Here is a 23,626-nt window from a genome sequence, read left to right as displayed (position 1 = left end):
TGCTAAAGAGCTACAGGAATTAATTACTCTTTATGGCGCCGACTACATTTTAACTATGGTCAGGTCTTCTTTAAGCAATAAGGTAGCATAACCTATGATTTCTAAGAACGAAACATATAAATCCACATCTACTGGTCAGGTCTTTACACTTGTAAGGACTGACAAAGATGTATTAACATTTCAATATGTCCATACTTTCAGAACCAATGTAGCTGATGCTGAAAAGCAAATCCGGTTTGGCTCTTGGAAGAAAGTAGACTCTAATGACGAGACAAGCGCAGTATGACAGAAATAACATTACCTGAATGGGTGACCTGGGAGCAGTTCGGCTGCTATAGCCCACAATACTTTGATACTTTCATAAAGGGGAGAGCCTTAAAAGTTACAGGCAAATACTTTAAGACTTATACCATTGAAGATGAAGCTGGTGAGCAGTGGAATATAGATGAGGCCTACCTCTTATCTAAGAAAGAAGCGGAAAGGCTAAGCCATCCCTGGCGAGATGAGGAGTTTGCTTTTGAATTAACCTATGAGCAAAGCAAAATCTTATCGGATATGAAGCTGGCTTTACAAGCTAAGAGCCTGGCTAAGGATGAGCTCCGGGCAAGGCTAATAAACCTCTACCGGCAAGCGTTTGATGCTGGCTCTATGAGTGAACAGGAGTTTAACCTGCTTACAGCTAACACCAACTTTGCCCTGGTGGATGACCTACAGGCCAACATTAGAATATTTGAAGAACTACAGAATAAAGTAGCTTAAGTATGAAGAATTACTTTTCTCATGATGAAGGAGCCAGAAATGATCCTAAGCTTATTAAAGTCCTAATGCGCTTAGGGCAAGCTGGTAAAGGTGTGTATTGGGATCTAATCGAAATGCTTTATGAGCAAGGGGGGTACCTTCAATTAGCAGAATGCGATAGCTATGCCTTCGCATTGCGAACGGATTGCGACCTTATAAAATCGCTTATAAATGACTTTGATTTATTTAAAACTGACGGGTCAAAGTTTTGGAGTGAAAGCTTATTAAAGCGTCTGGAAGTTCGGCAAAGCAAAAGCGATAAAGCCGCTAAATCAGCCGCTAAACGGTGGGGAAATGCGAACGCAATGCAAACGCATAGCGAAGGCAATGCTAATAAAGAAAAAGAAAAGAAAGTAAAAGAAAGTAAAGTAAATACTACTGAAGTAGTAGAACAGCAACCAGAAAAATCACCGGAAAAAGTTTTGGGGTATACTGATGAAACCTTAAAAACCTTTACACCACCTTCCGACTATCAGCAAAAAAAAGCTTCGCACACCGGGGGGGCGGGGCTGACTGATTCGGTTGCCCATCCTTTCCGGGAATCACCGCTGTTTGACAAAGAAAAGTTTCGGCTGGCCATGGAACGGGAAGGCTTTGAAACCTTGGACCCGGATTACTACCACGGCATTTTGCGGAACTGGTCTGAGTTAGGCACCAAATTACGACCCGGTGAGCAGCTTTCTCACAACTGGCTTCGGGAGCTAAGAAACTTTATCCAACGGGATAAGAGCGAAAACAAGCTTCGTCTCAAGAAAGAAAAGCCAGCTAAAGCCTTACGCATTACATCCACTGATACAAACATTAACTACGATGAGCTATCAAAACAATACGGTTATACAGGGTAGATTTGATTATTGCGCCGCCGAAATAGTACCCGGCTTTACCATCGACGACTCCAACCGAAAAGTAATAGACCTGCTTTGTCAGTACCTGACGGCTGATGCTGCTTTTGAAACCAACGGTAACATGCTAGGCCGTGGCTTATTTTTGGCCGGCACGGTTGGCAGTGGTAAGACTGACCTCATGCGGATTGTGCAACGCTACTTCTGGTATGCCAAGGATGCCCGGCAGTTTGCTTTCATGAGCATGATTGACTACAGCCGCCAATATGCCAAGACCGAAGGAGGGGAAGGTGATGTACTGGATCGTTTCAGAAACCGCCATTTGTTCCTGGATGAGTTTGGAATGATTGATGAGAAGACCGGCCTGAGGAAATACGAACTCATTACCAGCTACGGCACCAAACTGGATTTAGGGGAGATGGTGATTTTAAGCCGCTACAATGAGTTTAAAAAGGGCTACCTAACCCATCTTACCACCAACCTTACATTAAGCGAACTGGAGCAGCAATATGACTCCAGAACGGTAAGCCGGATACGGGAGATGTGCAACATAATTCCGGTAGTTGGTCCTGATCGTCGGCCACTGGCTAAACCAAGGCTCCAGGTGCAACCACCGAAACCGGAAGAAACTGGTAATGTCATGCAGTTGCTGCCACTGATTCAGCAGATTTATCCGGAACAGGCTAAGCAGCTAAAGAACACCATTGAGCACATTGCTGCTAAGCAGAGCATAACTACTGCCAAAGAAAAGCCTAAGCCTAAACCAGAATCTACCTATGAAAGCTGGATGGTACGATTTAAGGAATCCTTGCCCGAAATTGAAGGTGATGAGCTATCCAAGCTTTTAAAAGAAGCTGAGCTCAAGCAAAGCCATGAGATTGCTGCTGTCATCAGAAGCGAGTTTCAGAGAAGGATGGAAGCGGAGGAGGCAGTAAATCAGGTAACGAATGTTTAAATTTTATAACTTAAAGCAATAACTATGACTTTTAATATTAATGAAGCCCAAGCCAAAAAGCTAAAGGAATGGCAAAACGCCTTAAAACTTATTTATGGTGAGGTTGGGATACTTGTTTATAAGTTTACACCAAACGGAATACATGTTAATGTGGAGGTTTATAGTGAAAATGCAAGAGCAAGTATAGACATAACCGATTCAGATAATTTTTAAAATTTGTACCCCTATAACTTAAAGCAAATTAGAATTTGGGCGTTGCCTACGGCCCGTGCTGTTACAGGCTCCGCTTCGCTACGGTGCTACGCACTAAACCTTTCACATCAACTAACGCAAAAACTTAAAATATGAAACCAATACACGCTAAACCATCACTTTACGCATATTATTTTGAAGTACTCAAGAAAATAGCTTTAAAGTATGGGTATAATTTGGTTTTACATGGAAGTTTAAACAGGGATTTAGATTTAATCGCTATCCCGTGGGAAAAGGATTTAGGCGACTGCGATGTAATGATAAATGAATTTGCAGAACATTTGGGAGGTGAAGTAATGCAACAAAGTGAGGCGTCAAAGCATTGTTTCCCACATGGGAGAATGAGCTATGTTGTTAACCTAAATCGGTCGGGTAAATGGAATAATTATCAAGATGCCCAGTATTACTTAGATATTTCAGTAATTCCTCCTAATAAAAATAATTTTTAACCCCTATAAATTACTAAAATGGAATTAAAAGATAATCCTAACGGTACAGAATCGCGTGAAACTTTTTTAGAGGCATTAAAAAGATATAAACCACCTAAAATTTGGCCTTTGTGCTGCAAAGTCCCCGAGGGTGAATCCATCCGGTTATGTCCACAATGCGGAGAGAATTTTAAAACATTAAAATCAAGACAAGAAAATATGCCGCAAATAATTATAAATACAAAACTGGTATTCATTGAAGATTACAGGTTTAATGAGCCTTTAAGAGATATTATAGAAAGAGCCAAATCGCAAACATCGTACAAAGACACTGACATTAGTAACTGGACTGTAGTTAGCGGTTTAAATCCTGCCGCAGAAATTGATTTAGATAGAAGATTTCAATGGTGCTACGGCCAAATATTTGTTAATCCACCAATAGGAGCAGGCGCTTAATTTCTAACCCCTATAACTTAAAGCAATGGCTAGAAACAAAAACAAAGTAGTTGATAATCTTATCATAGGCACGCTTATCATAGGTACAGCAAAGGCTATAATAGGGATTACATTAGGATGGTTGATTACCTCCTTCTTTTTAAACTTTTAACGGATTGCATTAAAAGCACAACAACCAACTCCCTTGCAGAAATTAAACAATGAGTTCCAATAGTCTTAACAACCCAAATATGATTTACATCGGCATAGATCCCGGCTCTAATACCGGAATAGCTTTCTGGAATAAAAGCAAAAAAGAGTTAAGGCTCCACCAGTTCAAGAATCATTGTACTGGTATGCTGTTCCTTTACAATCTGCTTCTGACAAGCATCGACGCAAAGGAGGTAAAGCTGATAATTGAGGATGCCCGGAAAGCAAAGAAGCGGCCCGACCTGAAAAAGGTTAATGCCGGCAAAGCTCAGGGTGTCGGATATGTCAAAGCTTACTCCAAAGACTGGGAGGCATTCTGTAAACTGCAAAAGGTCCCTTATGAACTTAGAGCACCAGCCAATACCAAGGCTTCACCAGAGTACTTTGAGAAGCTTACAGGGATGAAGACTACCAAAACACAAAGTCACATGCGGGATGCCGGAATGATGGTATATGGCAGATAAAATGAGCTGAAAAAAATTTGTCCTACTTGTATATAAATTATTTATATTTACATAAATAAATATATAAATTATTTACATTGGCAAACATGTCTCAAGAAACTAAGCTAACCGATAAACAGCAACGTTTTTGCGAGGAGTATTTAATTGATTTAAATGCTACTCAAGCTGCTATTCGAGCTGGTTATTCTGAGAAGACAGCGAATGAACAAGGGGCTCGTTTGTTAGCAAATGTTAGTATTCGCGCGCGTATAGAGGAATCAAAGAAAACCCGGTCTGAAAAACTTAACATTGATTCAGACTGGGTGCTTCGTCGTTTGGTTTCCATCTCTGACCGCTGTATGCAGGCCGAGGCGGTGATGGGCTTTTCTCCTGCTGATAAGATGATGGTGCATAAGGAGGATGAAGAAGGCAACAAGCTGTACATGTTTGATTCTACCGGAGCAAACCGGGCAACGGAAATGATTGGCAAGCATATTGGATTCTTTGAGAAAGACAATGCCCAAAATCAGGCTACGCCGGTGCTGAATGTTGCAGTTAGTGTTACCCCTTCTGGTGTTCCGATTGGCCGCAGCGAAAAAGAAGTTTTATCTCAGGTAGAGAAGGAGGCTAAAGAATAATGTTCCAGGCTACCGATCTCTACACAGCTAACTATACTTCCACTGCTTCGGTGGTGGTGAACCAAGGTGGCACCAGCTCCGGCAAGACCTATGCCATAGATCAGGTGCTATTCACCAAGTTAGGTGAAGGCAAAAGGAAAATATCTACCATTGTTGGTCAGGATATTCCCAACCTGAAAGCCGGCGCCCTTCGGGATGCTTTAGAGATTTACGACAGCTCACAGGAGTTGCGCCGGTTGATTAAGTCTTACAACAAATCAGACCGGATCTTCACTTACCACAATGGCAGTATCATGGAGTTTAAAAGCTATGATGGGCCACAGGATGCCAAATCTGGTAAACGTGACTACCTATTCATCAATGAGGCCAACGGCATCCCTTACTCCGTTTGGAAAGAATTATTTCTAAGAACCCGGATTCAGTCTTTCATCGACTATAACCCGAATGCTGAGTTCTGGGTGCATGAACATTTGATAGGCAAGCCGGGTGTAGAGCTGTTAATCTCTGATCACCGGCATAATACATTCTTAGGGCAAGCCCAACGGGATAAGATTGAAAGCCTGAAGAATGAAGATGAGGAGTTATGGAAGGTTTATGCCAGAGGCTTAACAGGTAAAATTGAAGGTTTAATCTTCCGCAACTGGTCGGTAGTGGATGCTATTCCAGGAGATGCTACCCACATTGGTACGGGTATGGACTTTGGTTTTACCAATGACCCTACTGGTGTTCTGGATCTGTACATGCAGGATGGTGAGCTGTGGGTTGATGAGATGCTTTATGAAACTGGCTTAACCAATCCGGATATAGTGAAGAAGCTGGACCAACAAAAGTTTGACCGCAAAAAGCAAATCATTGCTGATTCAGCCGAACCTAAATCCATTGAAGAGATTAAGCGTCTGGGGTTAAAGATTGAGCCTTCTCAGAAGGGGCCGGATAGTATTGATTTTGGTATCAGCATCCTAAAGCGGTTTCACATCAATGTTACCCGGAGGTCTGTCAACCTTCGCAAAGAACTGAACAACTACAAATGGAAAGTAGATAAGGCAACAGGCAAAAGCTTAAATGAGCCGATAGATGCCTTTAACCACTTAATAGACCCGTTGCGCTATGTGGCCTTGAATAAACTAGCTACTGCAGCACCTAAAAAGAAAGTGAAAGTACGGAAGATATGAAAGCAACTTACCGCATTAGTGAAATTGCCTTATTGGTTTATGAAGCTGAAACCATTGCCGAGTTGCAATTAATAGACTGGCTTCTGACTGCTGAAAGAGAAAGATATAAACCAATTCACTTGCAAGGTTTACGGGATATGGTTTACGAAAGAAAATTAGAACTAACAGCACATTTAAATTAAATGCTTAACCTAACCCTAACCGACACCAACGGCAACCAATACCCGGTGCAAGTCCCTACCAACTGGCAGGAGGTAACCGTGTTGCAGTTTGCCCAATTGCAAGGCAAAAGCCAGTTAGAGCAAGCGGCTATCCTGTTAGGCTTACCCTTAGAACAAATCCACCAATTAGAGATTCGGCACCTGGATATCCTGCTTAATGCTATGGTGTTTCTGCTTACGCCTATCCCGGAACAGGAAAGCAATTTCCCTAAGAATATTGGCATGGAAAGCATCGGGCAAATGGAGCTTTGCAAGAAGTTTATCGCCCTGCATGAAGAAGGTACCATGTGGGATATTGCTCCTTATGTGTATGCCATATACTGCTTTGCTGACCGCTACAATATGGAGGCAGCATTTGGGATTGATGGGTTTCCTCCGGAGCTGGTAATAGAAGCCCAGCAGTTGCCTATTCCGCAAGTGTACAGTGCCATTGTTTTTTTTTTCGGTGCGCTGGAGCGGATTCAAGTCGCTTACGCTCCTATACTACAGAGAGAATATGAAGGTGATGAGGTTGCAGCCGGGGTTGACCGGTTCGAAAAATACGGATTCTTATTCAGTATCTACGTGAAGGCGCAGGGAAGCCCGGCCCGGTTTAAGGAGCTGCTGCAAGTACCAGCTAATACTTATTACATCAATGCCTGCATGGAAACCGAGCAGGATGATTACCTGAAAGCATTACACGAAATTAAAAACCCTAAAACTGCCTAACACCATGATGAAGCTCCTCAAGTACCCACTAATGGCCATTCTTGCCGTTGCTGCCCCTATTGCTATTGTCAGCGTGGGGATAGTTGTTGTAGTTGTTTACATAGCAGATCAGGGCTGGGTATTCAAAGATGAATAGCATGGAAAAGTTTCTGATAGGCATGTTTATGATGGGGGTGTTTGCCCTGCTGCTGGTTATGATATACGAGGTGGTACAGTCTAGATTTACCATTCAAAATGTAAAAGCTGCAATCCTCAAAAGGTTGCGGGCAAACGAAAAAGAAGCAGGCATCCACGGCAGCGATTACCGGGCTGCTAACCGGTATTACAAACAGGGATTAATGGATGTAGCCCGGGAACTGGATTTACAAATTAAAGCAGAAGAATATAAATGAAAAGGAAGCTTAAAGCCATATTTACCATCCTTACAACCAACAATTATTTGATGGTTTGCAAGCAGGGAACTCATTTATACATCGATTATACCATGGCTGAAAAGGATGTAAAAACCAGTACAGGCTTTATTTATAATCTAATTGACTCTCAGGATAAGACTTTGGAAGCCTTTAAAGAATTGTATAAATGACCACTTCCGAACTAAAAGCAAAAATTGAAAACGCGGCTTTAATGGCTTTGATGAGCTATGCTTCGGAGTATGGATTAGAGACAACCGGTACATACACCTATGCCATTAAGGACATTCAGAACATGAACTATGATAAGCCCTTGCCTCACATCTATTGTGAAGAGTTGAGAATTAGGGTTGATAAAAGGGCTGGTGTAATTGAGTGGCCTAATACAGGTCTTGCCTTCCTTGATCAGGATCAGGAAGATAGTTCTGCTGAACAGATGGAAGCTATCAAGGAAAGAATGGAGTTCTTAGCCCATAAGTTCTTTGATCACTTAACCGACAATGATGACATGGAAGATATGCCTTATGAGCTGGAGGCACTGAATAAAATCAACATGGGCCGGTTTAGTGGGTATGGTTCCTTTGTAAATATCAGGAGTGTAATCGGATGCTAAAAGTCTCGGAAGCCATACTGGAAGAATGGGGTAAGGAAGCGGTTGCCGTGATTCAGGATAATATCCGAACTATGCCGGTTACCAAGTTCGGTGCCATGAATGCCAGTGGTAAAACGGCTGAATCGGTTCGCTTTGAGGTATCAACCGAGGGCTTAAAGATTTATGCGGCTAAACACATCTTTGTCGTGGAGACTGGTAGAAAGGCTGGTAAGTTTCCACCGATTTCAGTTATCCGGCAATGGATCGATGCTAAACCAATTATACCAAGGGATAAGATCAGCAAAGATTCCTTAGCCTTTTTGATAGCCAGAAGCATTGCCCGGAAAGGAACTATCCTGCATCAGCTAGGAGGCAAGAGCGGCATCTTAACCAATGTGATTAACCAGGAGCGGCTAAGCAAATTGAAAAACCAACTCCTATTTGAATTGAATACAGTTTTTAGATCAACCTTATTAGAAGCAACTGCCTAGATGGCTATAATCGCACAAAGAGACTGGGGTAATTACCGCTTTACAATTGAACAGAACGGGAATACCATCTCTGTTACTTATGTTTTTACCGATGCGGAAACGGAGTTGATCGTTCGGCTCCGGCGCGTAGCTGATAACACCATTGTAGGCGCTGAAACGTTCCCGGTGAACTCATCCGGCTTTGCTTCTACGTCCTTTCCTGATCTGGAGCCGGGAAGCTACTACGTAGAAACCACCGCGCCACCAGATGGAACGGTAGGAGATAGCGCACACATTACCGTAGAAAGTACTGGCAGTGAAACACCCGGCGGTGAAGAACCGGAAATACCCGAAACACCAGGCACTGGTACGGCACCAGCTACCAAGTACCATGCCGTAGGGGGTGTATTGTCTAATCCGATTGAATATAAACTAAGCTTTGGGGTTACGGATAGCAACGGTGAGGCTAAGATTAACCACCATGTCAAGGTTAATATCTACCGGGAAAAGGAAACGCAACCCTTTGCAAAGACTAGGCAACGCATCCGCAATGGGGAAGCGGTAGTAGATGTATCCGAGTACGTAAAAGTACTGGTTAACTCTAATCCGGCTTTTAGCCCGGAGCAAATAATATCTGTAGATACAGCTCCCTTAGCTGGTTTTTACATTGGCTTTGAGGAACACTTTGGCGAAACCGTACTGCCAGAGGTAAAGATCAGCACCGTCCGATATGCGGTGAATGCAGCCTTACAAACTTTGGATGGTAATTATGACCATTGGGTAGTTAATGCACCAGGCAGTATCAAAGAACTGGTAACGCTATTCAAGGAGCCGGTGAAGTTTCCCGGTTATCCGTGCAGCTTAGGTATCATCATTGACGAAACGCTGAAAGGTACGGCTTTATATTTCCAGCGCCGGTATTTAGATATTAACCGGGAAGAACTGCAAATCAAAAGTACTTTAATCGACGAAACCCTTTACGGTAAATACACCCGGTTTGCTATTACCGATAGCATGGCCTCCTGTGCTTATTTTATTGAAGCCTCTATTACCGATACCAACATCAATACCGAAGGCACTTGCCCGGATGAATCTTACGAAATACCTGATGATCCTGATAATCCTGAAACTATGCCGGAAAGTGTAGCCATTACTGATGTAGTATTGAACGGTACTACGCTTGTTATATCAGCCATACCTTTTAACACCACTAAGGCTATTGAGTACCGGCTTAATGCTGGTAGCTGGCAGGCGTCGACGGTGTTTGCTGATTTAGCACCGGGTAAATACAATGCTATGGCCCGGCTGCAAGGAACTAGCATTACAGATATGTGGCCTTCTACTATGGAAATTAAACCGGAAGACAGCGAAACCCCAACTAGTTCTTTAGTTCCTAGCAAATGGGGCTGGTCTGCTGCTGACCCTTACGGCTCTTTAGCTGGTGGCAATGATATTATTGCTTACCAGGGAGAGGCAACCTATGGGAATAATGCGAAGATTGAAGCTGATTACCATTTGATGCCGAGCCAGTCTTATGCTGTGCTGAGGGTACCGTCGACGCATGCACCATTAACTAGCTGGCAGGATACCGGAAGCCTTATTAATGCCGGAACTATCCCGGATCAGATATTTAGAGCTGGCTTAACCGTGGGTAACTATACCTACTATGTATCCAGAGTACCATTAGATTTCAGTACCGGTCCTACTCACCGCGTAATTTTTAACTAGCATGACATATATCGCAAGCGAACACGCAACCGCTTCCAAACCTTACGGGCTTTCTCAGGGTGTTCCAACCGATGCCCGGAGTTATTTCTACGATAAAACCTTATTCCAGTACCGGCCTTATGCCAGTACGGCTGAGGTTTTAGCTTACCTGAATACGGCTAATAAACGGGGTGGCAACTTCTCTATTTTCATTCTGGAAGAAGGTGAAGTAAAAGAATACTGGTTTCGGGATGGGGTGGCTGATACGGATTTAGTAGAAAAGCTTGGTGCGGAAGGGTTGGAAGGGCCTATTGGTCCGCAAGGAATCCAAGGAGAGCAAGGTTTGCCAGGGGAACCAGGACCAGCCGGGCCACAAGGAGAAACTGGTGAGCAAGGGGCCTCTGGTGCTGCTTATAAAATTATTGGTGAGTTAGCCAGTGAGGCAGATTTGCCTTGCAGTGGTTGCGGTAATGATGCTTATATTATTCCGAATCCCAACGATGGTTTAAAACATATCTGGGTATGGGTGCCAGGTCTAGCCCAATGGTCTGACTTAGGGCCGGTTTCCGGTTTACCCGGCCCACAAGGCCCGGCTGGTCCAACGGGGGCACAAGGCGCCACTGGTCCACAGGGCATTCAAGGTGTACAGGGTGTCCAAGGCTTACAAGGGCCGCAGGGTGTTAAGGGTGATAAAGGAGCTTCCGGTGATCAGGGGCCAATGGGTCCGGCTGGAGCTGCCGGGGCAATTGGTGCTACCGGTGCCAAAGGAGATCAGGGTTTGCCCGGACCACAGGGTCCAATTGGGGCTACAGGTCCGCAAGGCGCCACCGGTCCGGCTGGTATTCAGGGTGCTCAGGGTATACCTGGTGTGCAAGGTCCGAAGGGTGACAAAGGCGATAAGGGTGATGTTGGACCGCAAGGGCCTCAGGGTATCCAAGGTGTACAAGGCGCTACTGGTTTACAAGGCCCGGCTGGCTTAAGCCTGAATCCAAGAGGCCCATGGGTGCAGGGCATGACTTTGCAAAAGGGTGATTATGTTAATCATCTGAATGGCTTGTATGTGTATTATGGCGAAGCCTCTTATGTATCCAATACTGCACCGGGTGAAGATCAGACTAAATTTTCTGGTATTGAAGCGCCGCAAGGTCCGGCTGGTCCGCAAGGTTTGCAAGGTCCAACAGGTGCTACGGGCCCACAGGGAGAGCCTGGCCAGATAGGGGCACAAGGACCACAGGGTGAAACAGGTCCGCAAGGCTTGCAAGGCCCGGCTGGTGTTCAGGGCGAAAAAGGCGAAACCGGTGCTACGGGGCCACAAGGCATCCAAGGCCCAAAAGGCGATAAGGGAGATACCGGTTCTACTGGTTCTACTGGTTCTAAAGGTGATACCGGTATTCAAGGTCCGCAAGGCATCCAAGGCTTAACTGGTCCCAAAGGAGATAAAGGCGAAGATGGAGCTACTGGCCCGGCTGGTCCACAAGGCTTGCAGGGTACTCAGGGCTTAACCGGTCCTAAGGGAGATACCGGTGCTACTGGCCCACAAGGGTTAACCGGTCCGCAGGGTATTGCTGGTCCTAAGGGAGATACCGGTGCACAAGGTTCAGTAGGCCCGCAGGGTATTCAGGGAGAAACTGGCCCGATGGGTCCACAAGGTTTGCAAGGGCCAATAGGTCCACAAGGTTTGCAAGGGCCATCCGGATTAAGTTTAAATCCAAGAGGCCCGTGGGTGCAAGGAATGACTGTAGCCAAAGGTGATTATGTAGACCACAACAATGGCTTATATGTTTACTATGGGGAGAATCCTTATGTATCCAATACCGCACCTGCTTCTGATCCCGGAAACTTTTCGGGGATTGAGGCACCACAAGGTCCAATAGGTCCTCAGGGCTTACAAGGTCCTGCCGGTCCTGTTGGACCACAAGGCCCTCAGGGTATCCAAGGTATAGCTGGCCCAACTGGTGCTAAAGGTGACACCGGCCAGCAAGGTCCGCAAGGTATCCAGGGGCCTAAAGGAGATAAAGGTGATACTGGTTCTCAAGGGCCGCAAGGTGCTCAAGGTTTGCAAGGGCCAATAGGCGCAACAGGTGCTACTGGTTCAACTGGTGCGCAAGGGGCAAAAGGTGATAAGGGCGACAAAGGCGATCAGGGTTTGCAAGGGCCGCAAGGTTTACAAGGGCCGCAAGGCTTGAAAGGAGATAGAGGTTTTACCGGCTTTACAGGCCCACAAGGACCGTCTGGCCCTACCGGCATGCGTGGCCCGATTGGTTTAACAGGTCCTCCTGGTCCAAAAGGTGATCCCGGCTTAGGGTTTAACTATCGCGGGCACTGGAAGCAAGGTGAAACGTACTGGCCGCGTGATGTGGTTACAGCTCCACACATTGATTTTCCCTACCGGTTGACCAACTACGTGTATGCGCATGAGTCTATGAATTATTTCATAGCAGAATATCAGCCGCATACATCGCCAAACCATTGGGCTATGTTGGAAGGGATTCAGGGGCCGCCGGGTATTCCGGGTACTGTCTTTGTTCCCTGGCATGCTGGCATGACGGTGAATCAAGGCGAGGTGGTGTATGATTACCTGGATAACTTTTACTTTGCCAAGGCCACGGTAGTTAGTGATGGTTCTCAAACGCTGGCTGATTTTGTAACAGCTAATCCGCAGTATTTAATCCGGGTGCAAATAGGCGACATTGCCCCCAATACCCTACACGGCTTTGTTTCTTGGACTGCAGGGATGGACTTAAGCCGGGGTGTAGTTGTTTACGATCATTTAGATAATTTCTACTTTGTTAAAACCAATCTAACTGAAAACGACGAGCAGACTTTAGCTGATTTAGTTGCAAATCATGCAAGCGATTTAGTAAAACTTTACCCGCAGGAGGGTGCCGGAGAAGGTACAGGGGGCACTGATAAAGCTAATAAGGATTTAGCAGTACGACAGGTGCAGGGGTCAGACAGTTTTATATTAACAGACCGGGGTAATTTAGTTGAAACCAACTCAGTAGGAGAAAATACATTAACCATACCTCCTAATTCAGAAGTGTCTTTCCCAAAAGGAGCTCAGTTAATGGTATTGCAAGTTGGAGGTGGCCGAACCACAATTACAGGTGGGAATGGGGTATTATTAAATCAGAAAGATTCAGCCTTTAAAACATCCGGGCAATACGCCGCCGCTACTTTGGTTCAAAGGGAATTGGATGCGTGGGTATTGTTTGGTGATTTAGCACAATAACATGCTTTTAAAACACGGAATTATAAGAAGCAATTTCACCTCCAAAGGGTATGCCGTTATGGATGGGGGGCATATAACCTATACAGGGCTGAATTTGGATATAACCAGCCATACAGTTTGCTTCTGGTTTAAACCTGCAACGCTGACTGATTTCAATCAAAACCTTGGATACGACTGGAGTAATGGCTTTAATATGCACTCTGACGCACAAGGGAGTATTTATGCTGGTAATTACCTGTTTGGGAATGAACAAAACCGGTTGACCCCTATTGATATTCCTGGTAATGTATTAGAGGTAGATCTATTAAACCACCAGGCCTTTAGTTTTAATGGGCTTACCAAAGAGGCCTCATGGGTAAAAGATGGTATTGCCATAGCTAGTAAAATCTTTACTGATGGTCCCACTAACCCGATGGCTAGTTTCCGGATTAATACCAATGTTCACGGCCTGATTGGAGAGGTGATGTTTTTTAATACTCATAAAACCCCGGAACAAATAGCTGCTATCCGCTCTGGCAGTGGAGATTTAAGTGGGCTGCAGCTTTATTGGAAACTGCACGAGGACTTTCTGGACTATTCAGGGAATAACTACCATCCAACTTATACAGACAACATCGCCTTTAGCCCGGCTTAACTTTTAACAGTAGAATTTTAACTTTTAACTAATTATACATGGCAACCTTACAACAGCGTAAAAATTTAATTAACAGCCCTTTATTACACGATAAAATCCGGATAGCTGCTTATGATATAGCGGTAGCAGTTTTATTAGACCCAAACCGGACAACAGAGCACCCTTATTTCCAAAACATTATTAACAACCCAGACAAATGGAATACCATGCCATTAGCATGGTTAGTGGCAACCAATCCGGATATACAGGAAAAGATGGTAACCAATCCAAGTGCGCACTCAGAGGATGCGCTGGATCAGGATATTAGTTATGTGGTAACCGTGGAGATTACCAAATTCAGTGTACCAGTTAATTCTAATGGACAGTCATGAAAATTACCCTAACTCAGGCCATTATTGCAGGCATCACCTTTCTGGTGGTGTATGCTGTTTATTCTTTCACGCATGTTAGCGAAGGATGGGAAGACAACCAAGGCTGGCTATTGTTAATAGCAGCTTTGCTAATCTCCTTAGTGTTGTATTTCGGAACCAAAAGAAAGCCCAACCGATAATGCTAACCATCTACCAACTAGTACTGCCAGTCCTGTTTTTGCCTTACATTTTATGGGAGGCAGAGCAGGATTACAAAGCTATTGTAGCCGATGGCAGCAAAGCCTCACTCAGGAGCAAATGGCATAGGCAGAGTGCGAATAAAACCTTACTGGTAATAGTTGCCCTGTGTGTGCCCTTGCTGTTTCTGAACCTGTTTACATTCCATTTAGGGGTGGTGTTACTGTGCTTTGAGTTCTGGTTATGCTTTGATATGCTTTTGAACAAGAAACGAGGCAAGGGGCTTTTTTATGTCGGTTACACGGCAGCTACTGACAAATTCTTTCGCCGGTTTAACCAGCCGGAACTAGTTATGCTACTGGTTAAATCAGTGGGCATCCTTATTACCATGATCTTCTACTATGGCCAAATATAGCGCAACTACTTTAATTCAGATTCAGCACCATTGTCCTAGTAATGGGGTCTTCATCCGCTTTTTGGACCCTATATGTGGGTGGAATGGATGGCTGTTTAACCAGACCGGAAATGAGCCGGATGAGCATGTTAATGTAGAAGAGGCTACCTACTTCCGGACTATGCATGCCCGGATTGATACAGTGCTTTCCAAGACTGCTAAAACTGCCTTAACCCTAAGAGCTGGCAATCTGACCAAACAACAAGCGCGTGCTATTTCATTTATACACACATCCCCACGTGTTCAACGGATTTACCCGGATGGAACAGTGGAAGACGTGAAGGTGATTGAAGGCTCTTTTGTAGTTGTTAATGGTGCTGAGGGCAGGCAGACTATTCAATTGGAAGTAGAGACAGCTATAAGGAATACTCAAACTAATTAAGATGGCTGACAAACTTATACTTGAAGGTGAAGAGGTAGAGCTTGGTGAAGCGGTTATTGCTTTGACTATACAATCAAACGATATCACGAAACCCGAATCTATTCAGGCTAATTACAGCAACAGTATTGCCTTGCCACCTACCCAAAAGAACCGGAAGCTATTAGGCTTTGCGGATCAGGTTAATTCCGGTACCGGTATTCCTTACAAGGTTCTGGATGCCCGGATATTTAAGGATGGTGTGGAGGTGGTGCCCTATGGCAAAGGGGAGCTTTTAAACGGTAGTTTTGAATTAGATGTGTACTCAGGCAATAGGAACTTCTTTAATGAATTAGGGGACAAATCTATTCGGGATTTAGATCTATCAGAGTTTAATCATACCTGGGATTACGGCACCATTAAGAGCAATGCTACCAATGATACCTGGCAGCAAGGCTTTGTTTATGACCTTTACCACCGAGGCAAGGAGTTAAACCTGAATCAGGTTGATTGCTTTAGTTTATACCCTTCCATTTTTGTTAGGCAGGTTTGGGAAAAGGTATTTTCAGAGGCTGGCTTTACCTATACCGGCTTTGAGCATCCAATGCTGGATAAAATGCTGCTGCCATTGTCGGAATTGTTTGAGTTTAATGAGGAGTATAAAAAGGCCCGGCAGTTTCGGGTTACAACCAATGCAGCAAGAGTGCACCGGGAAGGCGGCAACGCGCGAAACGGAAACGAAAAGCTGAAATTCAACTTTGTCAAAAATGGCTACGGTGTAGATGCTAACGGCGGTTATCAGTTAAACAACTTCCGGTACTTAGTAGACACACCAAGGATTATGACCTTTACGGCAGGTGTTAAGGTTAGAATAAATTCTTTAACCGGATTTCTAAAAGCAAGCTTGGAAATCAGGGTAAACGGGGAAAGTATTGGGAGTGCTAGTTTTAACAACCGGGGAAAGATAAATCCATTAGACCCCAATGGTAATGCTTCCATGTTTCTAACAGTTTCAACAGAGGCTAAACTTTTAAAAGCTGGTGATATAGTGGAAGCCTATGTAAAAACCGAACCGGATGGGAATGTTATTGTTGCCGATCCTGATTTATGGATTTACTATGATAATACAGGAACCGAAACGCCTTATTTTTCTGGAACAGTTTTAGGAGAGTTCCCCCAAGGAGGCCGCGTAGAATTAGCTCAATGGTTACCTGACTTATCACAAAAGGATTTCATTAAATCCATTGTTCAGTTGTTTGGCCTTACTTTCCAGACAGAGCTATTCCAGGACACCATTAAGATTAACACCTTTGCTCAGGTGGTTGAGAATATTCCTAATGCCATTGATATTAGTTCATGGGTACACCATCCGGAAGCTGTAAGGCCTTCCTTTAAATTCGGAGACTTTGCCCAGGGCAATAAGATTGTTTGGCAGGAAGATAAGACAGTAACCAAGGGCTTTAATAATGGTGAAGTTCTGATTTTTGATACCACGTTAGAAGCTGAGAAAACCATTATTGAATTACCTTATGCTGCTACTGAAAAGCTAGGAGAGTTACTTTCTATTCCTATTTGGAAGCCAAGACCAGACACCAACCCGGTACAATATGATGAGCAGGAAATTCAACCAAGATTAGTAGTTCAGGGTGCTAATAAGGTTCTGTTTACTATTGTAGAGTTCAAAGACAATGGTAAGGATATCAAGAACAGCAGTACCGTAGAAAGTCCATTAGCTTACCATGTGGATGCTTCCAAGGAGTATGACCTGAACATTCAGAACTATATCATACCTGCCTTTTATCCTACACTGCTGGCTATCCTGGATAGTACCAAAGTAATAAGGGTACAGGTTAAAACACCAGCGCAATTCATTCAGGACTTTGACCAGAGCGTTCCTGTTTGGGTGGACTACTGGCAGCAATATTTCTACATCAATAAAATAAACGAATTTATTAATAGTCACTCCCTGACTGAATGGGAGCTTGTGAGGATATGAAAAAGTTCAACGAATTATTACAAGATGCCAGCAGGTTAGCAAGTGAATATAAGGCACTGTCTCCAGATGAAAAAGAATCAGAAGCAGGTATGCAACTAAGAAACGAGCTTACGAAGACAACGAAAATATTAAATCAAACTGCAATGAATGAGCCGTATCGATCTAGTCCGGTTGGTAATTATAATGTAAGTACTGATGAGTTAAAACGCATTAGCATGTCAACAGCTTTAATTTTCAGTATTCAGTGGTTAATAAACAGAGCCTTTAATTTTTTAAGAAAAAAATAACATGCCACAGAAACCCGGTGAAGTATTAGTGCTGCACGTTGATACTCAACAATATCAGAAAGAAATAGAAGAGGCCACTAAAAAGCTTGTAGCCTTAAGGAATAGCCAGAAGATTTTAGATCAAACCTTTAAAGAGGGAGGTGTATCAGCTGATGATTATGCTAAACGGACCCGGCAAATAAAAACCGAGAGTACTCAGCTAACACAGCAGCAAAACGCCCAGATAAAGATTTTAAATCATTACACAAGTGCAACTAAGCACGCGGCCGGCTCTGTTGACCAATTGAAGGACCAGTCAGCTATATTAACTAAGCAGTATAATTCACTAACTAGAGAGCAACGGGATAATACCAAAGAAGGGAAAGCACTAGCAGCGCAATTAAAGGCCGTAAACAATGAATTAAAAGAAAGCGGAGCCGCAGTTGGGGACCATCGACGCAATGTTGGGAATTATTTTGACTCTCTTAAAAGCTTTTTCTCTGGCAATGGTGGTATTGGTGGGGCTATTAGCAGTATTGCCTCTTTTATACCTGGATTAGGAGGTATTATTGGTCAGGCGGTTGGAGGTATCACAGAAGGATTTGAAGACACAACTAAGTCTGTAATTCAATTACGGGGTGAAATTCAGCAAACAATGGGTATAGTGGGGCTTGAATTGGAGGTTGTTACAGCAAAAGCACAGACCTTGGTTGAGGTTTTTGATGCGGATTTTAACGAAACCATACTAGCCGCTAATGCTTTAACCAAGCAATTTGGAATTGATGCAGTGGATTCTCTAGACTTAATCCGGGATGGCTATTTAGCCGGTGCGAATGCTAGCGGAGAATTTTTAGATTCTGTAAAAGAATACAGTACTCAATTTCAGGCTGCTGGCGGTTCGGCAGAAGAATTTATTGCCATTCTGGCTACTACCAATAAGGCTGGCTTATTTTCTGATAAGGGTATAGACGCCATAAAAGAAGGAATGTTGCGGTTGAGGGAGCAAACCAAAGCTACTGTAGAAGCATTAGAACCCTTAGGTAAAACTGCAAATAAAGCTATTCGAGATGCTATTGATGACAACCGAATATTTGATGCTATTAAACTTGTTTCTAAAGGGTTGAATGAAACAAGTCTTACCGCAGCCGAAACTGGAACTATCATAGCTGATGTATTTGGTGGGGCTGGGGAAGATGCAGGACTTAAGTATTTACAAGGGCTGCAAAATATAAACACGGAACTTGAAGGGCAGATTGACTTATCCAATGAACTAGTTAAAAGGCAAAAAGAATCTGTTGAAGCTACTGAGCAATATAATTTGGCCTTTAATACTCTTTCTGCTACTTTCCAAAGCACAACCACATCTAGCGGTGTTTTCTTTACCAATATCAAAACGCAGGGGCTTATGCTTTTAAACGGATTGGTATTAATATTCCGGGCATTGGCAGAAATGGGAACCGGAGCAGTTAAAATTTTAAATGCAGTATTTAATCCGTTTTCTAAGGATAGAGATGCTAAGTTAATGGAAGGGGCCAAACAGATGTACAATAGCATTTCCAAGGTAAGGCGTGAATATGAACAGGACCAAAAGCAATTAGAAGAAAAAGCTAGGATCGATCAGGAGAAAAGAATATTGGAGGCTGAAAGGAAATTTGCTCAATCACGGGATAATGACAGTAAGAAATCTTCAGGCGAGGCAGCTAAAAAACGGGCAGAGGTTATTAAGGAAGCATTAGAACTGCAAAAAATGGAACTTGAAACCAAGTTAAATTTAATAAAAAGGGGGTCAGAAGAAGAACTGAAGCTAAAGGAGGAGTTAATTAAAAAGCAGGTTCAAATTGAGAATACAGCCATTGGCCTATCCATTAAGAGGCGCAAGGCCAATGAGGCGAAGGCAAATAGTGAGATTGAAAAATTAAGAGTGGATTTTCATGCTCAACAACTGGAGAATAATAAAAAACTAAGTAAAAAAGAACTGGAAACAGCCTTGTTGGCTACCAAAGAAATTTACAACAGGCTAGAAATAGAGCAAAAAGAATACTTGTTCCAAGGTGTTTTTAATGAAGAGCAATACAATGCTAATCTCGCGGCTCTTAAAGAAGGGCGTTTAGAAGGGGAAATAGCTCTGCTTAAAGAGTATGGAGAAAAGGCAGGGCTTACCAATGAAGAAATAGCGAATAAGGAGATGGAGTTGGCAAATCTAGTTGCCGATAATAAGATTTCCAGCCTTAAAAGAACAACCGAAGCCGATAAAAAAGAGCGTGAAAAACAAGTTGAAGCAGCCTTAAAACAAGCCAAGGCTACAGAATATTTTATTGATGGTGTAAATGCTGCCTTTGCTAATGCGCTAACAGAGCAAGGGCTAAATCTTCAGGAGTTTTCTAAAGGGGTGTTGATGGTTGTTTTAGATACATTAGAGAAATCTGTAACAGCAAGAACCATAGAAGCCACCTTCGGGGTAACAGTTGGTTCTTTGAGTTCTCCTGAAAGCATAACTACTTTAGGTGTGGCAGGTATTGCTAAAGCGGCAATAATGGCAGGCCTTATAAAGGCTGCTTTTGCGGCAGCGAAAGGAAGCTTAGCCGGTGCTCTATCCTCTGATAGCCCCAAAGTCTTCAGGCAAGGGGGAATTATTGACGGCCCAAGCCATGAAAACGGCGGGGTAAAATATCAAAGCGTAAATGGTGTCATTGAATTGGAAGGGGGAGAATCTGTCATCAATCGCAATAGTACTGCTAAGTACCGGGATTTATTAAGTGCGATAAACGTTGCTGGTGGGGGCAAACCATTAACGGTAGGACAATTCATGAAGGCAGGAGGTATTACTTCAACTCCTGCCCCAGTTATAATGCCTAAAAGCAATATGCCAAGTGCTAATGAAATAGCGAAAGCCCTAGCCAAGGAAATTAGCAATATGCCTGCCCCCGTAACAAGATGGGTAGACTTCAAGTCTTTGGATAATAAAATGACTAGAAAACAATCTAGAACTGATATTTAACTACCATTCCTTTTCTTTTGATGCATTCTTTGACATGGCGGCTTTAATACTGGAAATTAATCCATTTATTGCTGCCATGTCATTTTCGTAATATGATCTCATTACAGAGTTAACTTTCTTTTTTGAAGCAGCATTTTTATACATATACTCTAATGGAGATCTGGCTGTTTGCTCATTTAAGGACATAACCTTAAGAGATGGGTCATAGTATCCTTGATGCTCTAGGTTAGTTATATCATACTTATATCTGCCATCTTTCACCTGTATTTTAACAGTATACCAGAGCTTCATCCTTACTGGCATTAAAACCTTAATTACAATATCCTGATAAGCTTTTCCTATAAGTTTGCCACTGTCTTTATCCTCCATTTCTAAAACTGCATCTGCACTTCTAAAGGCGGTGGCGAACCATTCACGCCCACGGGTATACAACTCTTTACTTGTAACATCGGGGACTTGAACAACTTCAGTAAAATTTATTAAACCAGTAGTTGAATCTATTGGCATTGGTGGCAACGTCTGAGCCTTTAAGCCCAACGGCAACAGGATCAGAAAGGCCAGCAGGCGTAATAAGTGTTTCATGGGGCTTGGGTTAAAGATACTAATGTAGGGAAAGATTTGAATAATTAAAAAGGCAGTAATTGGACAAAAAGTATATGTAATAATTACTTTAAGCAAATATTATATGTAAAATAGTTACTTGTAATGATTCCTGTTTATAGCAGACCAATATATTGCGCAAACCTATTATAGTTGTGTTGTGGAGTAAAACCAATTGATATTCAACAATATACGTGATTTGTTGCAACTCCATCCTTAGCACAATATAGTTTAGATATAGCCCGTTTTTAATTCCACAGCGAAGGGGAAACTAAAATGCCTTGCCAATAGTTATTTAGGAAGTTATATAACTTTTTTAGGACTGACCGTATACAAGTAATTAAAATAAATTTTAATATTGTAAAGGAGTTGTACAACATTTGTAAAGCATTTGTAAAACAATGTTGGTACCAAGAGTTAAATTAAATTGTAATTAGATCGTGAAATTAAGAGATAGATTCCCTCGGTTAAAGGACGAAAGCTTTGTGAGAAACATGGTTGTTAAGTCCGTTTATGGCACTATGCAGCTTGAGGATCAAGGTGTGTCTATGCAAAAGATAAATGAATTGTATTCTGAAGTTAAACGTGAGAATTATGTTATTCCAAAGCGCGTAGCTGCGTTCTAATCATATTCTCCAACTCACTATAATCTAAAATATCTGCTTGCCTAATAGCTTGCAGATATTTTTTTTTGTCCTCACTTGCATCCCGTTGATATAATTGAATGCCTTGATACCCTTTAGAGTAGGCGAGTAAATCAGTAAACAATCTAGACGTTCTGCCATTTCCATTTGTAAATGGGTGGATCCAAACTAACCTGTGATGTGCATATGCTAAGCACCTTACTAAGTCGTCTTCATTATTAATATTATTATACCTGTGGTTTACTTCATCAGTATATTGATACATATGTCCAGGTATCTGACTAGGTGGTGGAGGCAGGAAATTCCCTACAGTAGGGGTAGACGTTCGGAATTTACCGGCCCATAAATAAAGGTGATGGAAGGCAGCATGGTGAATATCCTTGATAAGGAAAGGATTAATATCTAAAGGTAAGTCTAGATTAAAAATATAATCTTCAGCTCTTAAAATACCTTTTGCTTCTTGATTGTTTAACTCCTGTTTATCTGAAATATTTAGAATATTATCTTCAGGCGCGTCTGTATATTCACCCATAATGCTTTTTAAAGCTACTAATGTAGTAAGTATTTAATAAAACTTAAAGTTACAGCTTGGGTGCAGATTAGTTGATGGGGTTAGATTCTTGAACGAATTATGAGTTATTAGAAAAAACTACAATTAACTTCTAAAACTAAGCCTCTCCTAATCAAGAGGCTTTTTTATTTCCCGTTCCAGTACATTCTTAGCAATCCCCAAATGTCCCTCTGCATTGGCATAAATCTGCTCGATGCTCCGCAGGTGTGAATTAATGGAATCTATACTGGTTTTAAATTGGAAGTGGTCTATTAAATCCAGTTTCAAAACATCGGGTAATTGCTGCTTAACCTCATCCAGCTTTTCTTTTATTTCACGCTGGTTGCTCTGTACGGTGCCGATTAACTGTAGCAGCTCATAGAATTGTTCGGTGTCCATGCTCATGGAGCGAAGATACTACTTTCTCCTTTTCTTCCGGTACTTACCGCCTAGACGTTCCTGAAAATACCAGCGTAGCATTAGGAACAGAAAGCCTCCAGCTAATGGTATGCCGATCAGCATTTGCAGCCATTGGGGTAGTTGCTCCATAGGTTAAAGTATACCTTCCAATCCAACGAACTTAGTAGCCTTTAGCTTATTCAATTGTTCCTCTGGCATACGTACCAGCTCAGGATACCAGGCAAGTGCATCATTGTAGATAAAGGATCGGATATTGACTAATTCAGTAGTGCCGGTTTTAAGCCAGATTTCTCCCCAGAACTCTCCATTTTTCATCCAAAACAGGTGTACGTCTGCATCACGGTCCCGAGACCGAATATAAGTACCTTCAGCTAATAGCTTATCTGCTTTTTGTGGATCAGTAAGCGCGTTGAATTTGTATAGCTTCTCTAGTTCAAAAGCCATAATGTAAAAATAAGAAAGGTGGATGATTGATTACTCTGATTCACGGAGGGTCTTGTGAATCAGGTGTTGTAGTAGCCTTCTTACGGTGGGGAACCCCTTTTGTTTAGCTACTATTTTAAGCGCTTTATTGGTGGATAAAGCTACAGGTATTTCTATAACAACTGTATCCTTAATTCTTTTCAATATTTTACCGGGTAAAAT

General features: G+C 42.8%; 32 protein-coding genes. 27 read left to right on the top strand and 5 right to left on the bottom strand.

The genetic code is table 11. From position 1 onward, the window contains the following. The first annotated feature begins 94 nt into the window (after positions 1–94). The 27 genes from ADHAQ_RS0108720 (at position 95) to ADHAQ_RS0108585 (ending at position 20,767) form a co-directional block, all read left to right on the top strand. The gene (locus tag ADHAQ_RS0108720) at positions 95–286 is read left to right on the top strand and encodes a hypothetical protein (protein WP_026462602.1); all 192 of its coding nucleotides are present in this window, start codon (positions 95–97) and stop codon (positions 284–286) included. After that, positions 283–759: a hypothetical protein gene (locus ADHAQ_RS0108715; protein ID WP_026462601.1), complete on the top strand. Its 477-nt coding sequence runs from the start codon at positions 283–285 to the stop codon at positions 757–759. The genes ADHAQ_RS0108720 and ADHAQ_RS0108715 overlap by 4 nt, the downstream gene beginning before the upstream one ends. A gap of 2 nt (positions 760–761) precedes the next feature. Then, positions 762–1,643 carry a Lin1244/Lin1753 domain-containing protein gene (locus ADHAQ_RS0108710; protein WP_026462600.1) on the top strand — a complete coding sequence of 294 codons (882 nt, stop codon included), beginning with the start codon at positions 762–764 and terminating at the stop codon, positions 1,641–1,643. Beyond that, entirely contained in the window at positions 1,609–2,595 is a 987-nt protein-coding gene (locus ADHAQ_RS27185) for a P-loop NTPase family protein (RefSeq protein WP_026462599.1), read from the top strand. Before ADHAQ_RS0108710 ends, ADHAQ_RS27185 begins: the two co-directional genes overlap by 35 nt. A gap of 24 nt (positions 2,596–2,619) precedes the next feature. Beyond that, positions 2,620–2,808, top strand: a complete 189-nt coding sequence (locus ADHAQ_RS0108700; RefSeq protein WP_026462598.1) for a hypothetical protein — start codon at positions 2,620–2,622, stop codon at positions 2,806–2,808. 131 nt (positions 2,809–2,939) lie between these two features. Next, the gene (locus ADHAQ_RS25065; RefSeq protein ID WP_034256698.1) at positions 2,940–3,296 is read left to right on the top strand and encodes a hypothetical protein; all 357 of its coding nucleotides are present in this window, start codon (positions 2,940–2,942) and stop codon (positions 3,294–3,296) included. A gap of 18 nt (positions 3,297–3,314) precedes the next feature. Beyond that, the gene (locus tag ADHAQ_RS0108690) at positions 3,315–3,731 is read left to right on the top strand and encodes a hypothetical protein (RefSeq protein ID WP_026462597.1); all 417 of its coding nucleotides are present in this window, start codon (positions 3,315–3,317) and stop codon (positions 3,729–3,731) included. A gap of 200 nt (positions 3,732–3,931) precedes the next feature. Further along, positions 3,932–4,384: a hypothetical protein gene (locus ADHAQ_RS0108680; RefSeq protein WP_026462596.1), complete on the top strand. Its 453-nt coding sequence runs from the start codon at positions 3,932–3,934 to the stop codon at positions 4,382–4,384. A gap of 86 nt (positions 4,385–4,470) precedes the next feature. Further along, a complete protein-coding gene (locus ADHAQ_RS27815; RefSeq protein ID WP_084523794.1) occupies positions 4,471–5,001 on the top strand; it encodes a terminase small subunit in 531 nt (176 codons plus the stop codon). Next, positions 5,001–6,173, top strand: a complete 1,173-nt coding sequence (locus ADHAQ_RS25055) for a PBSX family phage terminase large subunit (protein ID WP_051359806.1) — start codon at positions 5,001–5,003, stop codon at positions 6,171–6,173. The genes ADHAQ_RS27815 and ADHAQ_RS25055 overlap by 1 nt, the downstream gene beginning before the upstream one ends. Then, positions 6,170–6,355, top strand: a complete 186-nt coding sequence (locus tag ADHAQ_RS0108665; RefSeq protein ID WP_026462595.1) for a hypothetical protein — start codon at positions 6,170–6,172, stop codon at positions 6,353–6,355. The genes ADHAQ_RS25055 and ADHAQ_RS0108665 overlap by 4 nt, the downstream gene beginning before the upstream one ends. Continuing rightward, on the top strand, positions 6,356–7,102 hold the full coding sequence (locus ADHAQ_RS0108660; protein WP_026462594.1) for a hypothetical protein: 747 nt from the start codon (positions 6,356–6,358) through the stop codon (positions 7,100–7,102). A gap of 7 nt (positions 7,103–7,109) precedes the next feature. Continuing rightward, a complete protein-coding gene (locus ADHAQ_RS28855; protein WP_281172328.1) occupies positions 7,110–7,238 on the top strand; it encodes a hypothetical protein in 129 nt (42 codons plus the stop codon). 1 nt (position 7,239) lies between these two features. After that, complete coding sequence (locus ADHAQ_RS0108650) at positions 7,240–7,494, top strand: hypothetical protein (protein WP_026462593.1); 255 nt, start codon at positions 7,240–7,242, stop codon at positions 7,492–7,494. After that, positions 7,491–7,685, top strand: coding sequence for a hypothetical protein (locus ADHAQ_RS0108645; RefSeq protein WP_026462592.1), 195 nt, complete (start codon positions 7,491–7,493; stop codon positions 7,683–7,685). Before ADHAQ_RS0108650 ends, ADHAQ_RS0108645 begins: the two co-directional genes overlap by 4 nt. Further along, positions 7,682–8,125: a hypothetical protein gene (locus ADHAQ_RS0108640; protein ID WP_026462591.1), complete on the top strand. Its 444-nt coding sequence runs from the start codon at positions 7,682–7,684 to the stop codon at positions 8,123–8,125. Before ADHAQ_RS0108645 ends, ADHAQ_RS0108640 begins: the two co-directional genes overlap by 4 nt. After that, positions 8,119–8,595, top strand: coding sequence for a hypothetical protein (locus ADHAQ_RS0108635; protein WP_026462590.1), 477 nt, complete (start codon positions 8,119–8,121; stop codon positions 8,593–8,595). Before ADHAQ_RS0108640 ends, ADHAQ_RS0108635 begins: the two co-directional genes overlap by 7 nt. Further along, positions 8,596–10,302: a hypothetical protein gene (locus ADHAQ_RS0108630; RefSeq protein ID WP_026462589.1), complete on the top strand. Its 1,707-nt coding sequence runs from the start codon at positions 8,596–8,598 to the stop codon at positions 10,300–10,302. It begins immediately after the preceding gene. 1 nt (position 10,303) lies between these two features. After that, on the top strand, positions 10,304–13,513 hold the full coding sequence (locus tag ADHAQ_RS28620) for a collagen-like domain-containing protein (protein ID WP_051359805.1): 3,210 nt from the start codon (positions 10,304–10,306) through the stop codon (positions 13,511–13,513). 1 nt (position 13,514) lies between these two features. After that, positions 13,515–14,147, top strand: a complete 633-nt coding sequence (locus tag ADHAQ_RS0108620) for a LamG-like jellyroll fold domain-containing protein (protein WP_026462588.1) — start codon at positions 13,515–13,517, stop codon at positions 14,145–14,147. Positions 14,148–14,185: 38 nt separating this feature from the next. Then, positions 14,186–14,518, top strand: a complete 333-nt coding sequence (locus tag ADHAQ_RS0108615) for a hypothetical protein (protein WP_026462587.1) — start codon at positions 14,186–14,188, stop codon at positions 14,516–14,518. Then, entirely contained in the window at positions 14,515–14,697 is a 183-nt protein-coding gene (locus ADHAQ_RS0108610) for an LPXTG cell wall anchor domain-containing protein (protein ID WP_026462586.1), read from the top strand. Before ADHAQ_RS0108615 ends, ADHAQ_RS0108610 begins: the two co-directional genes overlap by 4 nt. After that, on the top strand, positions 14,697–15,110 hold the full coding sequence (locus tag ADHAQ_RS0108605; RefSeq protein WP_026462585.1) for a hypothetical protein: 414 nt from the start codon (positions 14,697–14,699) through the stop codon (positions 15,108–15,110). The genes ADHAQ_RS0108610 and ADHAQ_RS0108605 overlap by 1 nt, the downstream gene beginning before the upstream one ends. Then, the gene (locus tag ADHAQ_RS0108600) at positions 15,097–15,531 is read left to right on the top strand and encodes a hypothetical protein (protein ID WP_026462584.1); all 435 of its coding nucleotides are present in this window, start codon (positions 15,097–15,099) and stop codon (positions 15,529–15,531) included. The genes ADHAQ_RS0108605 and ADHAQ_RS0108600 overlap by 14 nt, the downstream gene beginning before the upstream one ends. Position 15,532: 1 nt before the next feature. Then, positions 15,533–17,503: a hypothetical protein gene (locus tag ADHAQ_RS0108595; RefSeq protein ID WP_026462583.1), complete on the top strand. Its 1,971-nt coding sequence runs from the start codon at positions 15,533–15,535 to the stop codon at positions 17,501–17,503. Continuing rightward, the gene (locus ADHAQ_RS0108590) at positions 17,500–17,790 is read left to right on the top strand and encodes a hypothetical protein (RefSeq protein WP_026462582.1); all 291 of its coding nucleotides are present in this window, start codon (positions 17,500–17,502) and stop codon (positions 17,788–17,790) included. The genes ADHAQ_RS0108595 and ADHAQ_RS0108590 overlap by 4 nt, the downstream gene beginning before the upstream one ends. 1 nt (position 17,791) lies before the next feature. Continuing rightward, entirely contained in the window at positions 17,792–20,767 is a 2,976-nt protein-coding gene (locus ADHAQ_RS0108585) for a phage tail tape measure protein (RefSeq protein WP_026462581.1), read from the top strand. Here ADHAQ_RS0108585 and ADHAQ_RS27170 read toward each other — a convergent pair whose 3' ends face one another. From ADHAQ_RS27170 to ADHAQ_RS0108560, 5 genes are all read right to left on the bottom strand, one after another. Next, positions 20,768–21,349: a DUF4468 domain-containing protein gene (locus ADHAQ_RS27170; RefSeq protein ID WP_051359804.1), complete on the bottom strand. Its 582-nt coding sequence runs from the start codon at positions 21,347–21,349 to the stop codon at positions 20,768–20,770. Between the two features lie 615 nt (positions 21,350–21,964). After that, entirely contained in the window at positions 21,965–22,543 is a 579-nt protein-coding gene (locus ADHAQ_RS0108575; RefSeq protein ID WP_026462580.1) for a Fic/DOC family protein, read from the bottom strand. 147 nt (positions 22,544–22,690) lie between these two features. Continuing rightward, on the bottom strand, positions 22,691–22,960 hold the full coding sequence (locus ADHAQ_RS0108570; RefSeq protein WP_157433379.1) for a hypothetical protein: 270 nt from the start codon (positions 22,958–22,960) through the stop codon (positions 22,691–22,693). An 18-nt stretch (positions 22,961–22,978) separates the two neighbouring features. Next, a complete protein-coding gene (locus ADHAQ_RS28850) occupies positions 22,979–23,110 on the bottom strand; it encodes a hypothetical protein (RefSeq protein WP_281172327.1) in 132 nt (43 codons plus the stop codon). 3 nt (positions 23,111–23,113) lie between these two features. Then, positions 23,114–23,425: a hypothetical protein gene (locus ADHAQ_RS0108560; RefSeq protein ID WP_026462578.1), complete on the bottom strand. Its 312-nt coding sequence runs from the start codon at positions 23,423–23,425 to the stop codon at positions 23,114–23,116. Positions 23,426–23,626 lie beyond the last annotated feature (201 nt).

This window comes from Adhaeribacter aquaticus DSM 16391 (assembly GCF_000473365.1).
In the GTDB taxonomy this organism is placed as follows: Bacteria; Bacteroidota; Bacteroidia; order Cytophagales; family Hymenobacteraceae; genus Adhaeribacter; species Adhaeribacter aquaticus.
This window is presented reverse-complemented; position numbering and strand designations above follow the sequence as displayed.